The following is a 15,049-nucleotide window of genomic DNA, read 5'->3' as shown; positions in this document are numbered from 1 at the left end:
ACTTCAATAAATACATGAGCACAGGAATCCCGGTAGAAATAGATCCAATAAAATAAATCGGTTAATAAAATGAGGCTAGGCTTCCGGAGGGGGAGAAATCAGTTCAGGATGAAATGCAAAATACAAAGCCGACGAATGGCATTTGTGATGTACCGTGACTAAAGTGAAGTAATTTTCTGTGTGATGCGTTTCATGCAGGTACTCAGATAGAGTATTAGTAACGGTATGCGTTTTCTCTTCGGTAGTATTACTCAGTGGATTGTTCGTCTGGTCTGTATTGTTCCGGGACTTTTGTTCCGTTTGTTCCTTGCCCGATTGTTGACCCTGGTAGACATAGGGAAGGCTGACAGTTAACCAGGCAAGTGTAACCAGCATCATTAGGCTGGAAAGCTTTTGCCATACATTCACTTTGTTCCTTTCCTGTTTCATCAGTGCGCAAAAATAAAGGAATCAATAGGCATTCCTATTATTTCGTGTTATATAAATACTATTATTATAAAAATAGCTATAGTCATTTTGAACAGATGAGTTAAACATCTGCAGTGTAAACAAATATTGAAGTTCATTTTCTTACATTTTCTTTAAGTTTAAACTTTCAAACCATTTGTTGAATGTCATATCCTTACCAACTTAAATCGTTAGACGAATACAAAGAAGCATATAAAAAGAGTATAGAAGATCCTGCGGGTTTTTGGAGTGAAATAGCTGAAAACTTTCTGTGGAGGAAGAAATGGGACAAAGTGCTGCAATGGAATTTTACTGAGCCTTCCATAAAATGGTTTGAAGGTGGGAAATTGAACATCACTGAAAATTGTATAGACCGCCATTTAGAGGAGATGGGGGATAAGCCTGCAATTATCTGGGAACCGAATAATCCTGAAGACAGGGTAAGGGTGGTTACCTATAACCGGTTGCATAAAAGGGTTTGCCAGTTTGCACAGGTATTAAAGAACAATGGTGTAAAGAAAGGAGACAGGGTATGTATATACATGGGTATGGTGCCTGAGTTGGCCTATGCAGTACTGGGTTGCGCAAGGATAGGTGCTATTCACAGCGTGATCTTTGGAGGTTTTTCAGCACAAAGCATTGCAGACAGGTTGGAAGATGCCAACGCAGAGTATATCGTTACCTGCGATGGGGCCTATCGTGGCGAAAAGGTCATTCCACTGAAGAATGTGATCGATGATGCATTGATTGGTAATAAAACAGTGAAAAGGGTCATAGTTTATACACGTACACGTACACCGGTTTCAATGATCAAGGGACGTGATGTGTGGTGGGAAGATGAGATGGAACATGCAGAGGGACAGATAGAGAAGGACAATGTTGTTTCTTTTCCTGCCGAGGAAATGGATGCAGAGGATCCCTTATTTATTTTATACACTTCGGGATCAACAGGAAAGCCGAAAGGGGTGGTGCATACCAGTGGAGGTTACATGGTCTTTACGGCGTACAGTTTTGTGAATGTATTCCAGTACCAGGAGGGTCAGGTTCATTTCTGCACAGCAGATATAGGCTGGATTACCGGGCATAGCTATATTGTTTATGGACCGCTGGCTGCGGGGGGTACCAGTGTGATGTTTGAAGGCATTCCCACCTGGCCGGATGCCGGTCGCTTTTGGGATATTGTGGACAGGCACAAGGTGAATATCCTGTACACGGCTCCTACTGCCATTCGTTCATTAATGGGATTTGGCCTGCAGCCCCTGGAAGGCAAGGATCTTTCTTCATTAAGAGTGTTGGGAACGGTGGGTGAGCCTATAAATGAAGAAGCATGGCATTGGTATCATGAGCATGTCGGTAAGGGAAATTGCCCTGTTGTTGATACATGGTGGCAGACAGAGACAGGCGGGATGCTTATCTCTAATATGGCGGGCATTACACCTGCCAAACCCACATATGCAACCTTGCCTTTACCCGGGGTACAACCGGTATTGGTAGATGAAAATGGAGTGGAGGTGAAGGGAAATCCTGCATCCGGCAATCTTTGCATCAAGGCGCCCTGGCCTGCTATCCTGAGAACAACCTATGGTGACCATGAACGTTGTCGGCAGACCTATTTTTCTGCGTATCCCAACCTGTATTTTACCGGTGATGGGGCTTTAAGAGATGAAGAAGGTAATTACAGGATCACGGGAAGGGTTGATGATGTGTTGAATGTAAGCGGGCACCGCATTGGCACTGCCGAAGTGGAAAATGCCATCAACATGCACTCCGGTGTTGTTGAAAGCGCTGTTGTTGGTTATCATCACGATCTGAAAGGACAGGGCATTTATGCCTACGTGATCTTCCAGGGAACACATGGTGATGAGGCCAGCAGGAGAAATGATATTCTTCAAACTGTGGCGCGGATCATTGGGCCCATAGCCAAGCCGGATAAGATACAGTTTGTGCAGGCTTTGCCAAAAACAAGAAGCGGTAAGATCATGCGACGCATCTTGCGTAAGATAGCTGAAGGTGAAACCAGCAACCTGGGAGATACAACCACCTTGCTTGATCCGGCTGTAGTGGATGTTATTGCAGGAGGAAAATTGTAATCTGAAGGGCGTAATTTATGATTATGATTTATTGGACTGTACGAGTACATTTGCCTGTTCCTGCATGAGTTCAGCCACAAAACGTAAACTACCTCCTTTCCTAAAGACCATCCTATGGGTGGTTCTTGTGCAATTGGTATTATTGAACCTATCTGCTGCTTCCTATGCCTTCAAATTCACCCATTTCAAAGAAGGTTTACCGCCTGCATTAAATAGCTCCAATATATTGGACCGCACCTGGAAATTTTTTGTTGGCCCAACGTTTTACAAAAATGAGGAGGAGCCCTTGCCATCCTTCCCGTTTCAATCAGTGCAATTGAGATTAAAAGATGATGTATCTATTGATGCCTGGTATAGCGTTGTGCCATCATCTTCTAAATGCGTCATCATGTTTCATGGGTATAGCTCGAATAAAAGCATTATGAATGCAGAAGCATTTCGCTACAGGAGCTGGGGATACAATGTGCTGATGGTAGATCTTCGGGCACATGGCAAGAGCCAGGGAACTGCCACGAGCTTTGGATATAAAGAAACGGAGGAGGTAACGAAGGCATTTGATTTTGCCAAAACCAAGGGTAATCAAACTGTTATTTTGTATGGTGTCTCCATGGGTGCTGTGCTGGTAATGAAAGCTGTTGAAAAACATGTAGTGGCTCCTGCAGCTGTAATTGCTGATATGCCTTTTGGTTCGCTTCATGATCATTTGAAAGCACGGGCGAGGGTGACAGGCTTTGCTTCAGAACCATTTGCTTTTTTTACTACACTATGGATTGGGATTGAAGGCGGGTTCAATGGGTTTAGTTTGGACGTATGTAATTATGCAAAAGGGATAACCTGCCCCATTTTATTGCAATGGGGTGAAAGGGACAGGTTTGTAACTGGCAAGGAAACCCAGTCTATCTATCAATGCCTGGCCAGCAACAGGAAGAAACTGGTTGTGTATGCAGAGGCAGATCATGATTCTTATCTACAATCAGATCCTATACTTTGGGAAAAAGAAGTCGGCAGCTTTTTAAATACGGTGCGTTAAAATCATTTGCGGATAGTGACCGGGGTGCCCACAGGTATGATCCTGTATAATTCTTCTACATCTGAATTCTTCAGGGAGATACATCCATTGGTCCAGTTCTTATAACGGTCTATTACGAAGTCCTCATGAGGCCATACTCCATGAATGCCTATACCGGCACCTGGGCGGGCTGAAGATGGTATCTCTCCACGTCTTTTGCGTTCATTGAATTTATAAATACTTTCCTGGGTCGGGTAATCCAGGCCCATGTACCTGTCCCATTTTTCATGTACCCTTTTGTTCACGATCCGGAATGTGCCTTCCGGCGTATTGCGATCACCTTCCATTTTTTTATCGTCAAGCGAGCTGTTGCCGAATACTACAGGATAGGTGGCATACCATCCCTTGGCATCATAGACATACAATTCATAGCTTGATTTGTCGATGGCGATAGAAACTGGTGCAATGGGCATGGAAGAAGAAGATCGTTTGGAGGTATTGGCTTTATATGCCGGCAAGGTAAGGCTTGTAGTTGTATGGTGGTCTTTCACCAACAAGCTGCCCCCTGCAATAAGGCACGAAAGAAAAATGGCGGTTTTCATAACTCCAGAGGTTTAGCGTTTCTCTTTGGCTTAACGCTGTTGAAATTCTTTTTATTTTGGGTTGTTGATATCTTTAACGAGACTTTGCAAAATAAAAAAACCCTCTGTGTAAAACAAAGGGTTTCCACTAAATTATCAGTTAAGTAAGTTTACCAGTTGCTCAAACGGATACCTACGTTGTAAGGAGTTTGATCAAGGCCTTTTTCCCACATACTTTTCATAGCATAGCTACCGTACAATTTCACCGGCCCAAGGTTTAATTCACCAATGTAGGAGAGTTTCCATTTGCGCAGGTCATAGTCATCATGGAACTTATGCTTACCATCACTGCCTTTGATTTTCTGGCGGGAGGAGTAGAGGAAACCTGCACTAACACCTCCACTGAATCCAAAACCTTTATTGCGGCCGGGCGTAAGGTTTACATTCAGCATCATGGGTACCGTGATATAATCAGCCGCCAGTTTATTCTTTTTTAAGGTTGCATAGTCCGGATCCAGCATTATTTGTGTTGGATTCTTTTGCAAATGCACTCTTTTATCATCAAACCTGTAGTTATTCAATTCAAGACCTAATCCATATTTCAAATTCAAGACATGCTGCACCATATTCAGGCGTTGCATAAAGAACCAGATGTTGACGTTAATGGATTTGGTGGTATTCAATTCCAGTGCATCCTTGTTAAAACCAGGAGCAAATGCCATGGCTTCAGCAGAACTGTAATTGGTTTGATCATTCCAGTTGGAAAAGCCCAGGTCAACGATTCCCCAGTTGGTGCTTACATTGGAATTACTCCGCCTGTGTGACCGGTTGGATATGGTGACTTCTTTAGTTTCTTTTTCCTCTTTGCCTTGTTTTTTAATGATGATCATGCTTCCCACCCTGATGGTGTCGGCCTTTTGGGCTTCGGTACTATCCACCTGGGCAAAGGAAGACATAGTGATGCCTGATGCAATTATTGCAAGTAGTATTCGGTTCATAATATCAATTTGAAAAATGATTATTTAAGTTTTACTGCAAGGGCACCAACCAATAGTTCTTCATCATCGCCATTGGTAGGGTCTATCCCTGTTTTCCTTTCGATCATCCGGGTGGCTTTGCGCAAAAAGCTTTTGAATGATCCTTTGTTTTCTTTGTCAGCTACATCACTCTTTGGTACCTCAGATTCTGTAGCCTTTATAGAAGTATTACGTTGAGCTAAGGCAGAAGTTACACGGGAGTTGTTAATGATTTGCTTAGATGGATCAAATGAAGCAGCAGGATCTTCAGTTCCATTATTCACATGAAGGGCAGCAGTGGATCTTTCCAAAGGCTTACCTGCCTGGTCATTCACATTCTCAATAATTTTTTCTGGCGTAGGATCGGCAACATAAGCAACAGGATTATTTTCAAAATGCCTGCTGTTATCATTTATTTTTTCTGTTACAGTATTTTCTTTAGTAACGGTTCCGGCAATTTCCACGGGATTTGTAATTGCAGGGTCACTATGCTGGGAAGTTGTTGCCTGTTCTGAGTTTTTAATTGTAGCAGGGGATCCAGTTGATTTGGAAACTACAGCTACAGGAAGTTCAACTCCTGGTTTATTTCCATGCTGTAAAAAATATAAAGACCCCATGCCCGCCACTAATAATACGGCTGCAGCAATGCGTAAATAGAATTTATATGCTATAACCCTTGTAGAACGATGGTATAGTTCTTCTTTATTGGGATAGGGAATGAGTTCAGTAGCATCCAGTTTGGTCTGTAAAAGAATAGAATGCTGATGTTGATATTCCCTGTTGGAAGCCAGTTCTAATTCAAGGCGGTTTTTCTCGTTGCCGGGTAGTTCATTGTCGATGTACAGCAGGAGTTCTTCTTCGGCCGTACTAAGCTTCATGGAAGAAGATAAAAGAGATCCCTTATCAAAGCTGACAGCTTCAGCAGGCAGTTGCGTGCTAAGCAAAAGGTCAAATTCAGCCCTCAATTCCGGGTGGCTTTCCAAAAAAGATTCAACCATCTTCCTTTGCTCCTGCGTTAATTCATTATCCATGTACAGGATAAAGAACTCCTCGTAATTGCCGGTGTGAATGGTTTTATTGATATCGTTTGAATTAGATGACATTTTCAACTTTTACAATGTATTCTTTTAATTGCAGGCGTGCCCTGTGCAGGTAAACTTTTACCTGGCTTTCGCTTAGGTTCATGATCCTGCCAATTTCCTCGTAACTATATCCTTCATAATCCTTGAGCATTACCAGTGACCGTTGGGTCTCGCCTAATTTAGCTAATGCTTCATTGAGAATAGCCTTTGTATTATTGAACTCCTTGCTGTGAACCCTTGTATCTTCTTTAAATTCTTCTTTCAGATGAATCCTTTTCGATTTCCTCAGGTGGTCGATCATTTGGTTGTAGGCTACAGTAAACAGGTATGATTTGCTTTTTGCATGTTCTACCTCCTCCCGGTTCCGCCAAAGCTTTTCGAATGCTGTTTGCACTACATCACGGGCATCTTCCTCGTGACGCAGGTTTTTTACAATGAACCTGAATACATTGTCAGCATACAGGCTCACACAGTCATTATATTCTTTTTCAGTCATAAACAGTAAACAAAACAGCTTGATTCTACAGTTATACGTTGCAGTATATCAAAAGTTACAACAAAGGAAGAAATTTTTCCTGTCACATATGTACCGCTGATACTATTTGCCGGGAGAGGATATCCCAAAGCATTTCGCTGCTGCCATTGGATTCAGGTTTCTGGCAACATTCTTCCACCTGGGGGGTGACGTTGTGTGACCTGGAATAAGCAATAAAGGAAAAAGCAGAAATAACGAAGATAAAAAGGAGAGCAAGTATCAGGTTCCTGCTTTTTAATACCTTTTTCATGGCGTTGGTTTGAATGGTTTGACGAAGGTATCAGGGCTTATGTTACAGGAATGTCAAAAATAATTTTACTGTACAGCCTATTACTCTTTTAAGCAGATGAGTATTACCAGGTCCCCACATGAACTCACAAGGGGCTAATATGATATTTAGGTGACTATATTTGCGGCTCCAAACCAATGTTATGAACGAAAAATTTGTAGAACGTATCCGCCAGGAAGTGGAAGAAATCAAAACGTCCGGCTTGTATAAAACAGAAAGGATAATTGCCTCGCCACAGGGGGCTGAGATAACAGTGAATGGCAGGCAGGTTTTGAATTTTTGTGCCAACAACTACCTGGGTTTATCCTCTCATCCAAAAACACTGGAGGCAGCACATCACTACCTGGACACAAGGGGTTATGGAATGAGTTCAGTGCGTTTTATCTGCGGCACCCAGGATATTCACAAAGAGCTGGAACAAAAGCTCGCCACCTTCCTTGGAACAGAAGATACTATACTATATGTGGCTGCATTTGATGCCAATGGGGGTGTGTTTGAGCCCTTATTTAACGAGCAGGATGCCATCATTTCCGATGCATTGAACCATGCTTCCATTATAGATGGCGTCAGGCTGTGCAAGGCCCAGCGCTACCGCTATGAGCACAATAATATGGAGGACCTCGAGGCTAAACTAAAAGAATCTGCTCATTTGCGCAGCCGCATCATTGTTACAGATGGGGTTTTCAGTATGGATGGAACTATTGCCCAACTGGATGTGATCTGTGACCTGGCGGATAGATACGATGCCATAGTAATGGTAGATGAAAGTCATGCTTCGGGTTTTATGGGTAAAACCGGCCGCGGCACACATGAATACCGGGGTGTAATGGGGAGGATAGATATCATTACAGGTACATTGGGAAAAGCATTGGGTGGTGCTTCTGGTGGGTTCACCAGTGGCCGTAAAGAGATCATAGACATTCTGCGCCAGCGCAGCCGTCCGTACTTATTCTCCAATACGCTAGCTCCATCCATTACAGGGGCCAGCATCGCTGTGCTGGATATGTTAAGCGAGACCACAACCTTAAGAGACAAACTGGAAAGCAATACAACCTATTTCCGCAATAAAATGACGGACGCAGGCTTCGATATTAAAAAAGGGGAACATCCTATCGTTCCCATAATGCTTTATGATTCCGTGCTGGCGGCAAAATTCGCTGATGCCTTATTACAAGAAGGGATATATGTAATAGGATTCTTTTTCCCTGTTGTGCCTAAAGGCCAGGCTAGGATCAGGGTTCAGATCAGTGCAGCCCATGAGCAGGAGCACCTTGACAAAGCCATCAATGCCTTTACCAGGATTGGTAAAGAATTGGGCGTCATTAAATAAATCTTCAAAAACTGGTAAATGGCAGGGTAAAGCTTTTTGGCTATCCTGCCATTTTTAATTAGATAAGCTACCGGCCAATTTGCCCTGCAGCTTCCTTTACTTTTTCAGGATCCATGTTCCTTGAAGAAATGTTTACTAGTATCCTTCCCCTGGTAAGGTAAGTTATAGAGGTTACCCTAGTTTGGTTATCAAATTCTTCAATGGCTTTTTCCCCATTAAGTTCAATCAGTTTTGAACCGTCTTTCAATTTTGAAGCATAATTTGCTCTAAACCAGGCAAGTCCGGAAGATCCGCTGCAATCATAAAGGGTAACCCTCATGTCTGTCCTGTTGTTTTTTTCGTAATCAGCATGAGCGGTGGCATAACCCATATTATTATTCATGGTTAAACCACTGCGCCTGATGCCATTCAGGGTTTGGGGCAATAAAGCTGCCAGTTCATCAAGGCCCAGGGGCTGTAATGCACCCAGTTGCTGCATTTTAACTGCCAAAGGATCTATCGGGGTAGCCACAGTTTTTACTTTGGCCTCATTACTGGCTTCGCTGATTTGTTCAGTCTTTACAGAGGGGTTACATGCAACAAAAAGGACAACCAGGGAGAGAAAAATTGGTAGAATTCTTTTCATATATGTTAATTTAATGAATGACTCCTTTAAAATTACCTGTAATTACTCTCCAAAACAATAACTTTCGTCATGTGGCGTTAGAAGAAGACTGGCTCCGTTTTTATACCCATATTCTAAGAATTACCTTTACTATTTATCAATAAAACGTACGTAATGAAAAGGATCTTTCTCCTTTTGTCAGCCTGGATGATCATAATGTTTGCTTTTCCTTCATGCACTTCCATGAAAAGAGATTGCCAGGGAAATAAGCATACCCGCTTGAAGAATGGCATTTATCTATAATCTTTCTCTTTGGTCTTTCACGTTTGGTAGATTTCCAGCTTATTACTGAAATACTTTAGTATTTCGGCGAGGTATTTTGGTTGTATGTTTTATCCTGTTAATGATCATCAGGTTTAAGTTTTAGATACTTCAGTTTTCCCATCTGGTTACCTTTGCCCAAATTTTGAATCTATCCCATGAGATTTTTTTCAAGTATTGCGCTATTCCTCCTGCTGGTTGGTTGTTCCCCCAATAATGTTGATGTTGATAATTCACTGGGGAAATATTTTAAGGAAAATGGAGTTGAAGGCTGCTTTGCACTTATGAATAACAGCACAGGCAATTTTACAGTATATAACCTGGAGCGTTACCGCGACAGTGCTTTTTTGCCAGCTTCCACATTTAAGATCGTCAATTCATTGATCGGGCTCCAGACAGGAGTGATCAGCAATGACAGTATGGTCATCAAATGGGATGGCATTACCAGGCCTGTTGCAGACTGGAACCGGGACCTGAGTATGTACCAGGCATTCAGGCTGTCCGCTGTACCCTATTACCAGGAAGTTGCCCGCCGCATTGGAAAGGATACCATGCAGCACTGGCTGGATTCACTGTCCTATGGGTCGAAAAAGATAACCACCAGGATAGACACTTTCTGGCTGGATAACTCGCTGAAGATCACGCCTGACGAAGAAATGGGCCTGGTAAAACGTCTTTATTTTAACCAGTTGCCATTTTACCAGCGCAACCAGGAGATTGTTAAAACAGCCATGCTGATGGAAGATAAGCCAGAATACAAACTCAGTTATAAAACCGGCTGGGCACCATGGGACAGTATTCATAAAAAGCAAATAGGCTGGATCGTAGGCTGGATCGAAGAAAACCGCCACCCATATTTTTTCGTCCTTAACATGGAATCTGCAAATAAAGATTTCGATATGCCAGGCACACGTATGAAGATCCTGAAAGGAATATTGTCAGACCTTGGTTTTATGAAAGGGAATAAATAGGATTAGTATTCTTTAGAGGTTCTCTAAAGTGCGAAAGCTTATGGCGCTGTTGTGAAAACTATGGGTTAACAGGCCAAATATGTATTTTAGCACATTCTTTGCCTTAAACCGAAAAACCTGATCCTTGAATCTTCAATTTCAATATCCAGAAGCCTTTTATTTACTAGGTCTGCTTGTCTTATTTATTTTACTGTACATATTTTACCAGTTCTGGAAGAAACGCAGCATCAGGAAAACCGGCGACCCTGTGGTAGTCAATAAACTGATCACCAACCATTCCCGTATCAAGACCCTTCTGAAGTTTTGCATGGCACTGGTAGCATTTGGTTTAGGCTGCATTGCACTTGCCAATCCAAGGAAGCCCGATGCTTCTTCTGCTGAAGCCCGCAAAGGCATTGACCTTGTCATTGCCCTGGATGTGAGCAACAGCATGCTGGCTTCAGATATTGCGCCGAACAGGTTGGCAAGAGCCAAACAATTTATTTCCAAACTGATCGACAACCTGAAAGATGACCGTATTGGTCTTGTGGAATTTGCCGGCAATGCTTATCTGCAAATGCCCCTGACCTTTGACCAATCAGCAGCCAGGTTATACGTTTCAACAGCCAATCCCGGGGCCATACCCTCGCAGGGTACCAGTATTGGAGATGCCCTGAAAAAAGCGGAAATAGCCTTTGGCGAGGAATCAGATCGTTTTCGTTCCATTGTATTAATTACGGATGGTGAAACACACGACGAGGATGCCCTGGATAAAGCAAAAGAATTGGCGGGAAAAGGAGTTATGATCAATACCATAGGTATCGGTTCTCCTGAAGGAACAACCATACTGGACACGGCAACTGGTGGACCCAAAAAAGACCAGGCGGGCCAGGTAGTCATTTCCAAATTGAATGAGCAGATATTGCAGCAGATAGCTACAGTTACCAATGGTACCTATGTACACCTGGAAAGTGCAGAAGCGGCTGTAAAGACAGTAATGTCACAATATACAGAGATTGATAAAAAGGCACTGGGTGATACCTCGTTGTACACGTATCATAGTTTTTATGCCTGGCTGGTTGTGCCTATGCTAGGCCTTTTATTAATAGAATTATTTATCCCTGACCGAAGGAAAATGAATACCCCAGAGCGTAAAAAAGCAAAGATTCCGGACCCCATAAAAGCAAAGGCATGAAGCAGCTGATTGTAGCCCTATTGATATCATTTTCTGTTGCTGGCCATGCGCAAAGCGCCAACAGCTATATCATCAAGGGCAATAAATATTATACACAGACACAGTTTGACCTCGCGGAAGGTCAGTACAAAAAAGCTTTGTCAATAGACGAGGGCAACACCACGGCACAATATAACCTGGCCAATGCCCTGCAAAAGCAAAAGAAATACGATGAAGCCGTGCAGGTATTGGAAAAATTGTATAATGCCGGCCCTGAAACCAAACTGCGGTCAGCAACTGCCTACAACCAGGGAGTGGCATATACAAAGCAGAAGGAGCTGGAACCAAGCATCGAAGCTTATAAAAAAGCCCTCAGGTTGAATCCAAATGATAAAGATGCCCGTGAAAATTTGCAAAAGGCCTTGTCAGAATTAAAGAAAAAGCAGGACGAACAGAAACAAAGCCAGCAAAAGTCATCCTCCAGCATGAGCCAGAATGAAGCAGAGCAAAAGCTGAAGCTTTTACAGGAAAAAGAAAAACAATTACAGCAGAAACTACAGAACCAGAATAAGCAAAAAGGCGGTGGACAGGCCCAGGATTGGTAATTTTTACATAAGATCCCTATCAATCAGCCGTTTTATGACTTATCTAAGATTTCCGTCAGTTCTTTATGGATAAGGAAGCGATATTTTTGCTATTCATAAAATACTCCCCTGGGAGATTGTCTTATGCAGTTTTATTGCGAAAGTCTTACTGAATATAAACGGCTGGCAACGAGAGAAGTAAAAGTGGGAGATCTTTTACTGGGTAACTATAATCCTATCCGTATCCAGACCATGACCACTACAGATACCATGGATACCATGGGCACGGTGGAACAAACGATCCGGTGTATTGAAGCCGGGGCAGAGTTGGTACGCATTACAGCTCCATCTAAAAAGGAAGCTGAAAATCTATTACTGATCAAAAATGAATTACGCAGGAGAGGATATACAACTCCCCTGGTAGCAGATATTCATTTCACTCCCAATGCCGCAGAAATTGCAGCCAGGATAATAGAGAAAGTAAGGGTGAACCCGGGCAACTATGTCGATAAGAAGAAATTTGAATTGATAGAATATACTGATGCCGATTATGCTGAAGAAATAGACAGGATCAGGGAGCGCTTTACACCTTTGGTAAAGATCTGTAAGGAATATGGTACTGCCATGCGCATAGGTACTAACCATGGTTCCCTGAGTGATCGCATCATGAGCCGTTATGGCGATACGCCTATGGGTATGGTGGAAAGTGCGATGGAGTTTCTGCGCATTGCCAGGAGCGAAAGCTATCACAACATTGTCCTGAGCATGAAAAGCAGCAATCCACAGGTAATGGTACAGGCATACCGATTACTGGTCAGGACCATGTTTGATGAATTCAATGAATGTTATCCATTGCACCTGGGGGTTACAGAGGCCGGGGATGGTGAAGATGGAAGAATCAAAAGCGCCGCAGGCATTGGCACTTTGCTGGAAGATGGTTTAGGAGATACCATCAGAGTATCCTTAACCGAAGATCCTGAATTTGAAATCCCTGTTTGCAGGGATATTGTAAAGCGTTATGCCAGGAGGAGCAAGGATATAATTGATCCGTTAAGCATTCCTAAAGTGGATAAGTTGCCTTATAACCCTTTTGAATATAAAAGAAGAGCAACGTTCCAGGTTAGTAATATGGGTGGGCACCAGGCACCCGTAGTCATTGCAGACCTAAGTAAACTGACAGCTATAACACCTGCAGACCTCCAGGGGGTAGGTTATAGTTATGATGCTGTTACAGATAAATGGACTATCTCCGATACTGCAGCTGATTATATATTTACTGGCCATCATATCCTTGATTTCTCCTTACCAGGCACATTAAAGGTTATTGTTTACCCTGCCACCTGGATGATGGTGGAGGACAAGTCAAAATACTTCCCGATTTACGATGATGTTGGCTATACCCAGGCTGAATATAAAAGCAATGAATTGAATTTCGTAATGGTCGATTGCTTTCATGAAGCTGCTCTGATTCCAGACCTGACAGATTGGGAATACCTGGATGCCATAGCCAATGATACTACAGTGGTTATATGCCTGAGCAGCCGGAATCCTCATTCCATGTCGGCAGTAAGAAGAATGTTTATTGAACTGATGAACAGGGGAATTCAAAACCCGGTGGTAATTACTGTTGACAGTAACTGGCAAACAATGGATGAACACCTGATTCATTATGCTTCTGAAGGCGGTGCATTGCTTTTGGATGGAATGGGTGATGGTGTTTGTTTTGGAATGAGCAGTGAAAGCTATAAACTCCAGGCTTCCAGCCAGGAAGCCGTTAGCGGCCGCAATTATATCCACGCGCAAACCGTAGAACAATTTATCAACAATACTTCATTCAGCATTTTACAGGCGACCAGGACCCGCATTTCTAAAACGGAATACATTAGCTGTCCTTCCTGTGGCAGAACTTTATTTGACTTGCAGGAAACAACAGCTAAGATTCGCTCTGTAACTAACCACCTTAAAGGAGTTAAGATCGCCATAATGGGATGCATTGTTAATGGCCCTGGAGAGATGGCAGATGCAGATTTCGGATACGTTGGCAGCGGACCTGGAAAGATCACCTTATACAGGGGTAAGGAAGTGGTGAAACGCAATGTTCCCAGTGAAATCGCCGTGGAAGAATTGGTCAATCTTTTAAAAGAAAATGAAGCCTGGGTAGAACCCCAGCATGTAATGCAAAAAATATAACAATGAAAAAACTAACTGCTGTTCTCCTTATTTTTTCTGCCTTTATTTTCTCTGGTTGCCTTGACACCGTGGAGGAACTCACCATCACCAAAGATGGTTCGGGTACCTATAAGACTACCATGGATATGAGTGGCATGTTCGACATGATAGAGATGATGGCGGCCATGGACACCAGTGCCAGCAGCCAGCTCAAAAAGTTATCAGAGAAGGATATAGACAGCACTTTTAGCCTTCGTTCTTTTATGGATACAGCAGCAGGTATTACTGAAGATCAACGCCAGTTGTACAAAGACGCCACTATGAGCCTAACCATGAAGCAAAAGGACAAAGTATTTAAAATGGCCATGAACTACCCTTTCAAAAAACTGGAAGATGTGCAGAAGATCATAGAACTGAATGCATCAGGCAAGGGTGTAGACATATTAAATAAGGGCGGAAAGAAGGACGGTTCTGTTCCTTCAATGGAAGATAAGGGCAGCATGCCGTCCATTAATAATTTCTTTGACATCACGTACAAAAAAGGCCTGATTGAGAGAAAGTTTAATGAAGCTAAACTGGAAGACCTTAAGAATGATGAGAAATATAGCCAAATGAAGAGTGCAGGTGATATGTTGGGTAGCATTACTTATACAAGTATCCTGCACCTGCCAAAACCGGCCACTAAAGTGGAGGGAACAATAGTAAAACTATCTGATGACAAGAAAACAGTTACCATTAAATCCACTCTGGCTGACCTTTTTGATAATCCAAAGTCATTGAGTTTTAGGATAGAATACTAAGCTTAGTACTTATTTTGACTATAGATAAAAAGAGTTGCCACCCGGTAACTCTTTTTATTTTGATATAA

Annotated in this window: 16 protein-coding genes; 9 read left to right on the top strand and 7 right to left on the bottom strand. The window is 42.7% G+C overall.

Annotation, left to right across the window (positions count from 1 at the left end):
* Window positions 1-75: 75 nt before the first annotated feature.
* The gene (locus BP74_RS18910) at window positions 76-429 is read right to left on the bottom strand and encodes a hypothetical protein (protein ID WP_496376596.1); all 354 of its coding nucleotides are present in this window, start codon (window positions 427-429) and stop codon (window positions 76-78) included.
* Window positions 430-611: 182 nt separating this feature from the next.
* Between BP74_RS18910 and acs the strand changes: the two genes are divergently transcribed.
* Both acs and BP74_RS18900 read left to right on the top strand, forming a co-directional pair.
* On the top strand, window positions 612-2,537 hold the full coding sequence (gene acs / locus BP74_RS18905; protein ID WP_496376594.1) for an acetate--CoA ligase: 1,926 nt from the start codon (window positions 612-614) through the stop codon (window positions 2,535-2,537).
* Window positions 2,538-2,601: 64 nt separating this feature from the next.
* Window positions 2,602-3,567, top strand: a complete 966-nt coding sequence (locus BP74_RS18900; RefSeq protein WP_496376592.1) for an alpha/beta hydrolase — start codon at window positions 2,602-2,604, stop codon at window positions 3,565-3,567.
* A 2-nt stretch (window positions 3,568-3,569) separates the two neighbouring features.
* On the opposite strand, the gene BP74_RS18895 is transcribed toward BP74_RS18900, so the two are convergent.
* From BP74_RS18895 to BP74_RS18875, 5 genes are all read right to left on the bottom strand, one after another.
* Window positions 3,570-4,148 carry a L,D-transpeptidase family protein gene (locus tag BP74_RS18895; protein WP_496376590.1) on the bottom strand — a complete coding sequence of 193 codons (579 nt, stop codon included), beginning with the start codon at window positions 4,146-4,148 and terminating at the stop codon, window positions 3,570-3,572.
* 149 nt (window positions 4,149-4,297) lie between these two features.
* On the bottom strand, window positions 4,298-5,125 hold the full coding sequence (locus BP74_RS18890) for an outer membrane beta-barrel protein (RefSeq protein ID WP_496376588.1): 828 nt from the start codon (window positions 5,123-5,125) through the stop codon (window positions 4,298-4,300).
* 20 nt (window positions 5,126-5,145) lie between these two features.
* Window positions 5,146-6,246, bottom strand: coding sequence for an anti-sigma factor family protein (locus BP74_RS18885; RefSeq protein WP_496376586.1), 1,101 nt, complete (start codon window positions 6,244-6,246; stop codon window positions 5,146-5,148).
* Complete coding sequence (locus BP74_RS18880; RefSeq protein WP_072837141.1) at window positions 6,236-6,721, bottom strand: RNA polymerase sigma factor; 486 nt, start codon at window positions 6,719-6,721, stop codon at window positions 6,236-6,238. Before BP74_RS18880 ends, BP74_RS18885 begins: the two co-directional genes overlap by 11 nt.
* 82 nt (window positions 6,722-6,803) lie before the next feature.
* A complete protein-coding gene (locus tag BP74_RS18875) occupies window positions 6,804-7,010 on the bottom strand; it encodes a hypothetical protein (RefSeq protein ID WP_496376584.1) in 207 nt (68 codons plus the stop codon).
* 181 nt (window positions 7,011-7,191) lie between these two features.
* On the opposite strand from BP74_RS18875, the gene kbl reads away from it, so the two are divergent.
* Window positions 7,192-8,379 carry a glycine C-acetyltransferase gene (kbl, locus tag BP74_RS18870; protein ID WP_496376582.1) on the top strand — a complete coding sequence of 396 codons (1,188 nt, stop codon included), beginning with the start codon at window positions 7,192-7,194 and terminating at the stop codon, window positions 8,377-8,379.
* A gap of 67 nt (window positions 8,380-8,446) precedes the next feature.
* Here kbl and BP74_RS18865 read toward each other — a convergent pair whose 3' ends face one another.
* Complete coding sequence (locus tag BP74_RS18865; RefSeq protein ID WP_496376580.1) at window positions 8,447-9,004, bottom strand: hypothetical protein; 558 nt, start codon at window positions 9,002-9,004, stop codon at window positions 8,447-8,449.
* Window positions 9,005-9,157: 153 nt separating this feature from the next.
* Between BP74_RS18865 and BP74_RS18860 the strand changes: the two genes are divergently transcribed.
* The 6 genes from BP74_RS18860 to BP74_RS18835 all read left to right on the top strand — a co-directional run bounded on the left by BP74_RS18860 (window position 9,158) and on the right by BP74_RS18835 (window position 14,981).
* A complete protein-coding gene (locus BP74_RS18860) occupies window positions 9,158-9,286 on the top strand; it encodes a hypothetical protein (RefSeq protein WP_496376578.1) in 129 nt (42 codons plus the stop codon).
* A gap of 176 nt (window positions 9,287-9,462) precedes the next feature.
* Window positions 9,463-10,275 carry a class D beta-lactamase gene (blaOXA, locus tag BP74_RS18855; protein WP_496376576.1) on the top strand — a complete coding sequence of 271 codons (813 nt, stop codon included), beginning with the start codon at window positions 9,463-9,465 and terminating at the stop codon, window positions 10,273-10,275.
* A gap of 124 nt (window positions 10,276-10,399) precedes the next feature.
* Window positions 10,400-11,449: a VWA domain-containing protein gene (locus BP74_RS18850; protein ID WP_496376574.1), complete on the top strand. Its 1,050-nt coding sequence runs from the start codon at window positions 10,400-10,402 to the stop codon at window positions 11,447-11,449.
* On the top strand, window positions 11,446-12,033 hold the full coding sequence (locus BP74_RS18845) for a tetratricopeptide repeat protein (RefSeq protein WP_496376572.1): 588 nt from the start codon (window positions 11,446-11,448) through the stop codon (window positions 12,031-12,033). Before BP74_RS18850 ends, BP74_RS18845 begins: the two co-directional genes overlap by 4 nt.
* 123 nt (window positions 12,034-12,156) lie before the next feature.
* A complete protein-coding gene (gene ispG / locus BP74_RS18840; protein ID WP_496376570.1) occupies window positions 12,157-14,202 on the top strand; it encodes a (E)-4-hydroxy-3-methylbut-2-enyl-diphosphate synthase in 2,046 nt (681 codons plus the stop codon).
* 2 nt (window positions 14,203-14,204) lie between these two features.
* Complete coding sequence (locus BP74_RS18835; protein ID WP_496376568.1) at window positions 14,205-14,981, top strand: hypothetical protein; 777 nt, start codon at window positions 14,205-14,207, stop codon at window positions 14,979-14,981.
* Window positions 14,982-15,049 lie beyond the last annotated feature (68 nt).

The organism is Flavisolibacter ginsengiterrae DSM 18136, assembly GCF_059568575.1.
Note: the sequence above shows the minus strand (reverse complement) of the source record. Positions and strands in the feature narration are given on the sequence as shown.

Bases quoted from the DNA above. Each gene is read 5' to 3' on its own strand.
- BP74_RS18910 (WP_496376596.1), bottom strand. From the start codon at position 429: ATGAAACAGGAAAGGAACAAAGTGAATGTATGGCAAAAGCTTTCCAGC.
- acs (WP_496376594.1), top strand. From the start codon at position 612: ATGTCATATCCTTACCAACTTAAATCGTTAGACGAATACAAAGAAGCA.
- BP74_RS18900 (WP_496376592.1), top strand. From the start codon at position 2,602: ATGAGTTCAGCCACAAAACGTAAACTACCTCCTTTCCTAAAGACCATC.
- BP74_RS18895 (WP_496376590.1), bottom strand. From the start codon at position 4,148: ATGAAAACCGCCATTTTTCTTTCGTGCCTTATTGCAGGGGGCAGCTTG.
- BP74_RS18890 (WP_496376588.1), bottom strand. From the start codon at position 5,125: ATGAACCGAATACTACTTGCAATAATTGCATCAGGCATCACTATGTCT.
- BP74_RS18885 (WP_496376586.1), bottom strand. From the start codon at position 6,246: ATGTCATCTAATTCAAACGATATCAATAAAACCATTCACACCGGCAAT.
- BP74_RS18880 (WP_072837141.1), bottom strand. From the start codon at position 6,721: ATGACTGAAAAAGAATATAATGACTGTGTGAGCCTGTATGCTGACAAT.
- BP74_RS18875 (WP_496376584.1), bottom strand. From the start codon at position 7,010: ATGAAAAAGGTATTAAAAAGCAGGAACCTGATACTTGCTCTCCTTTTT.
- kbl (WP_496376582.1), top strand. From the start codon at position 7,192: ATGAACGAAAAATTTGTAGAACGTATCCGCCAGGAAGTGGAAGAAATC.
- BP74_RS18865 (WP_496376580.1), bottom strand. From the start codon at position 9,004: ATGAAAAGAATTCTACCAATTTTTCTCTCCCTGGTTGTCCTTTTTGTT.
- BP74_RS18860 (WP_496376578.1), top strand. From the start codon at position 9,158: ATGAAAAGGATCTTTCTCCTTTTGTCAGCCTGGATGATCATAATGTTT.
- blaOXA (WP_496376576.1), top strand. From the start codon at position 9,463: ATGAGATTTTTTTCAAGTATTGCGCTATTCCTCCTGCTGGTTGGTTGT.
- BP74_RS18845 (WP_496376572.1), top strand. From the start codon at position 11,446: ATGAAGCAGCTGATTGTAGCCCTATTGATATCATTTTCTGTTGCTGGC.
- ispG (WP_496376570.1), top strand. From the start codon at position 12,157: ATGCAGTTTTATTGCGAAAGTCTTACTGAATATAAACGGCTGGCAACG.
- BP74_RS18835 (WP_496376568.1), top strand. From the start codon at position 14,205: ATGAAAAAACTAACTGCTGTTCTCCTTATTTTTTCTGCCTTTATTTTC.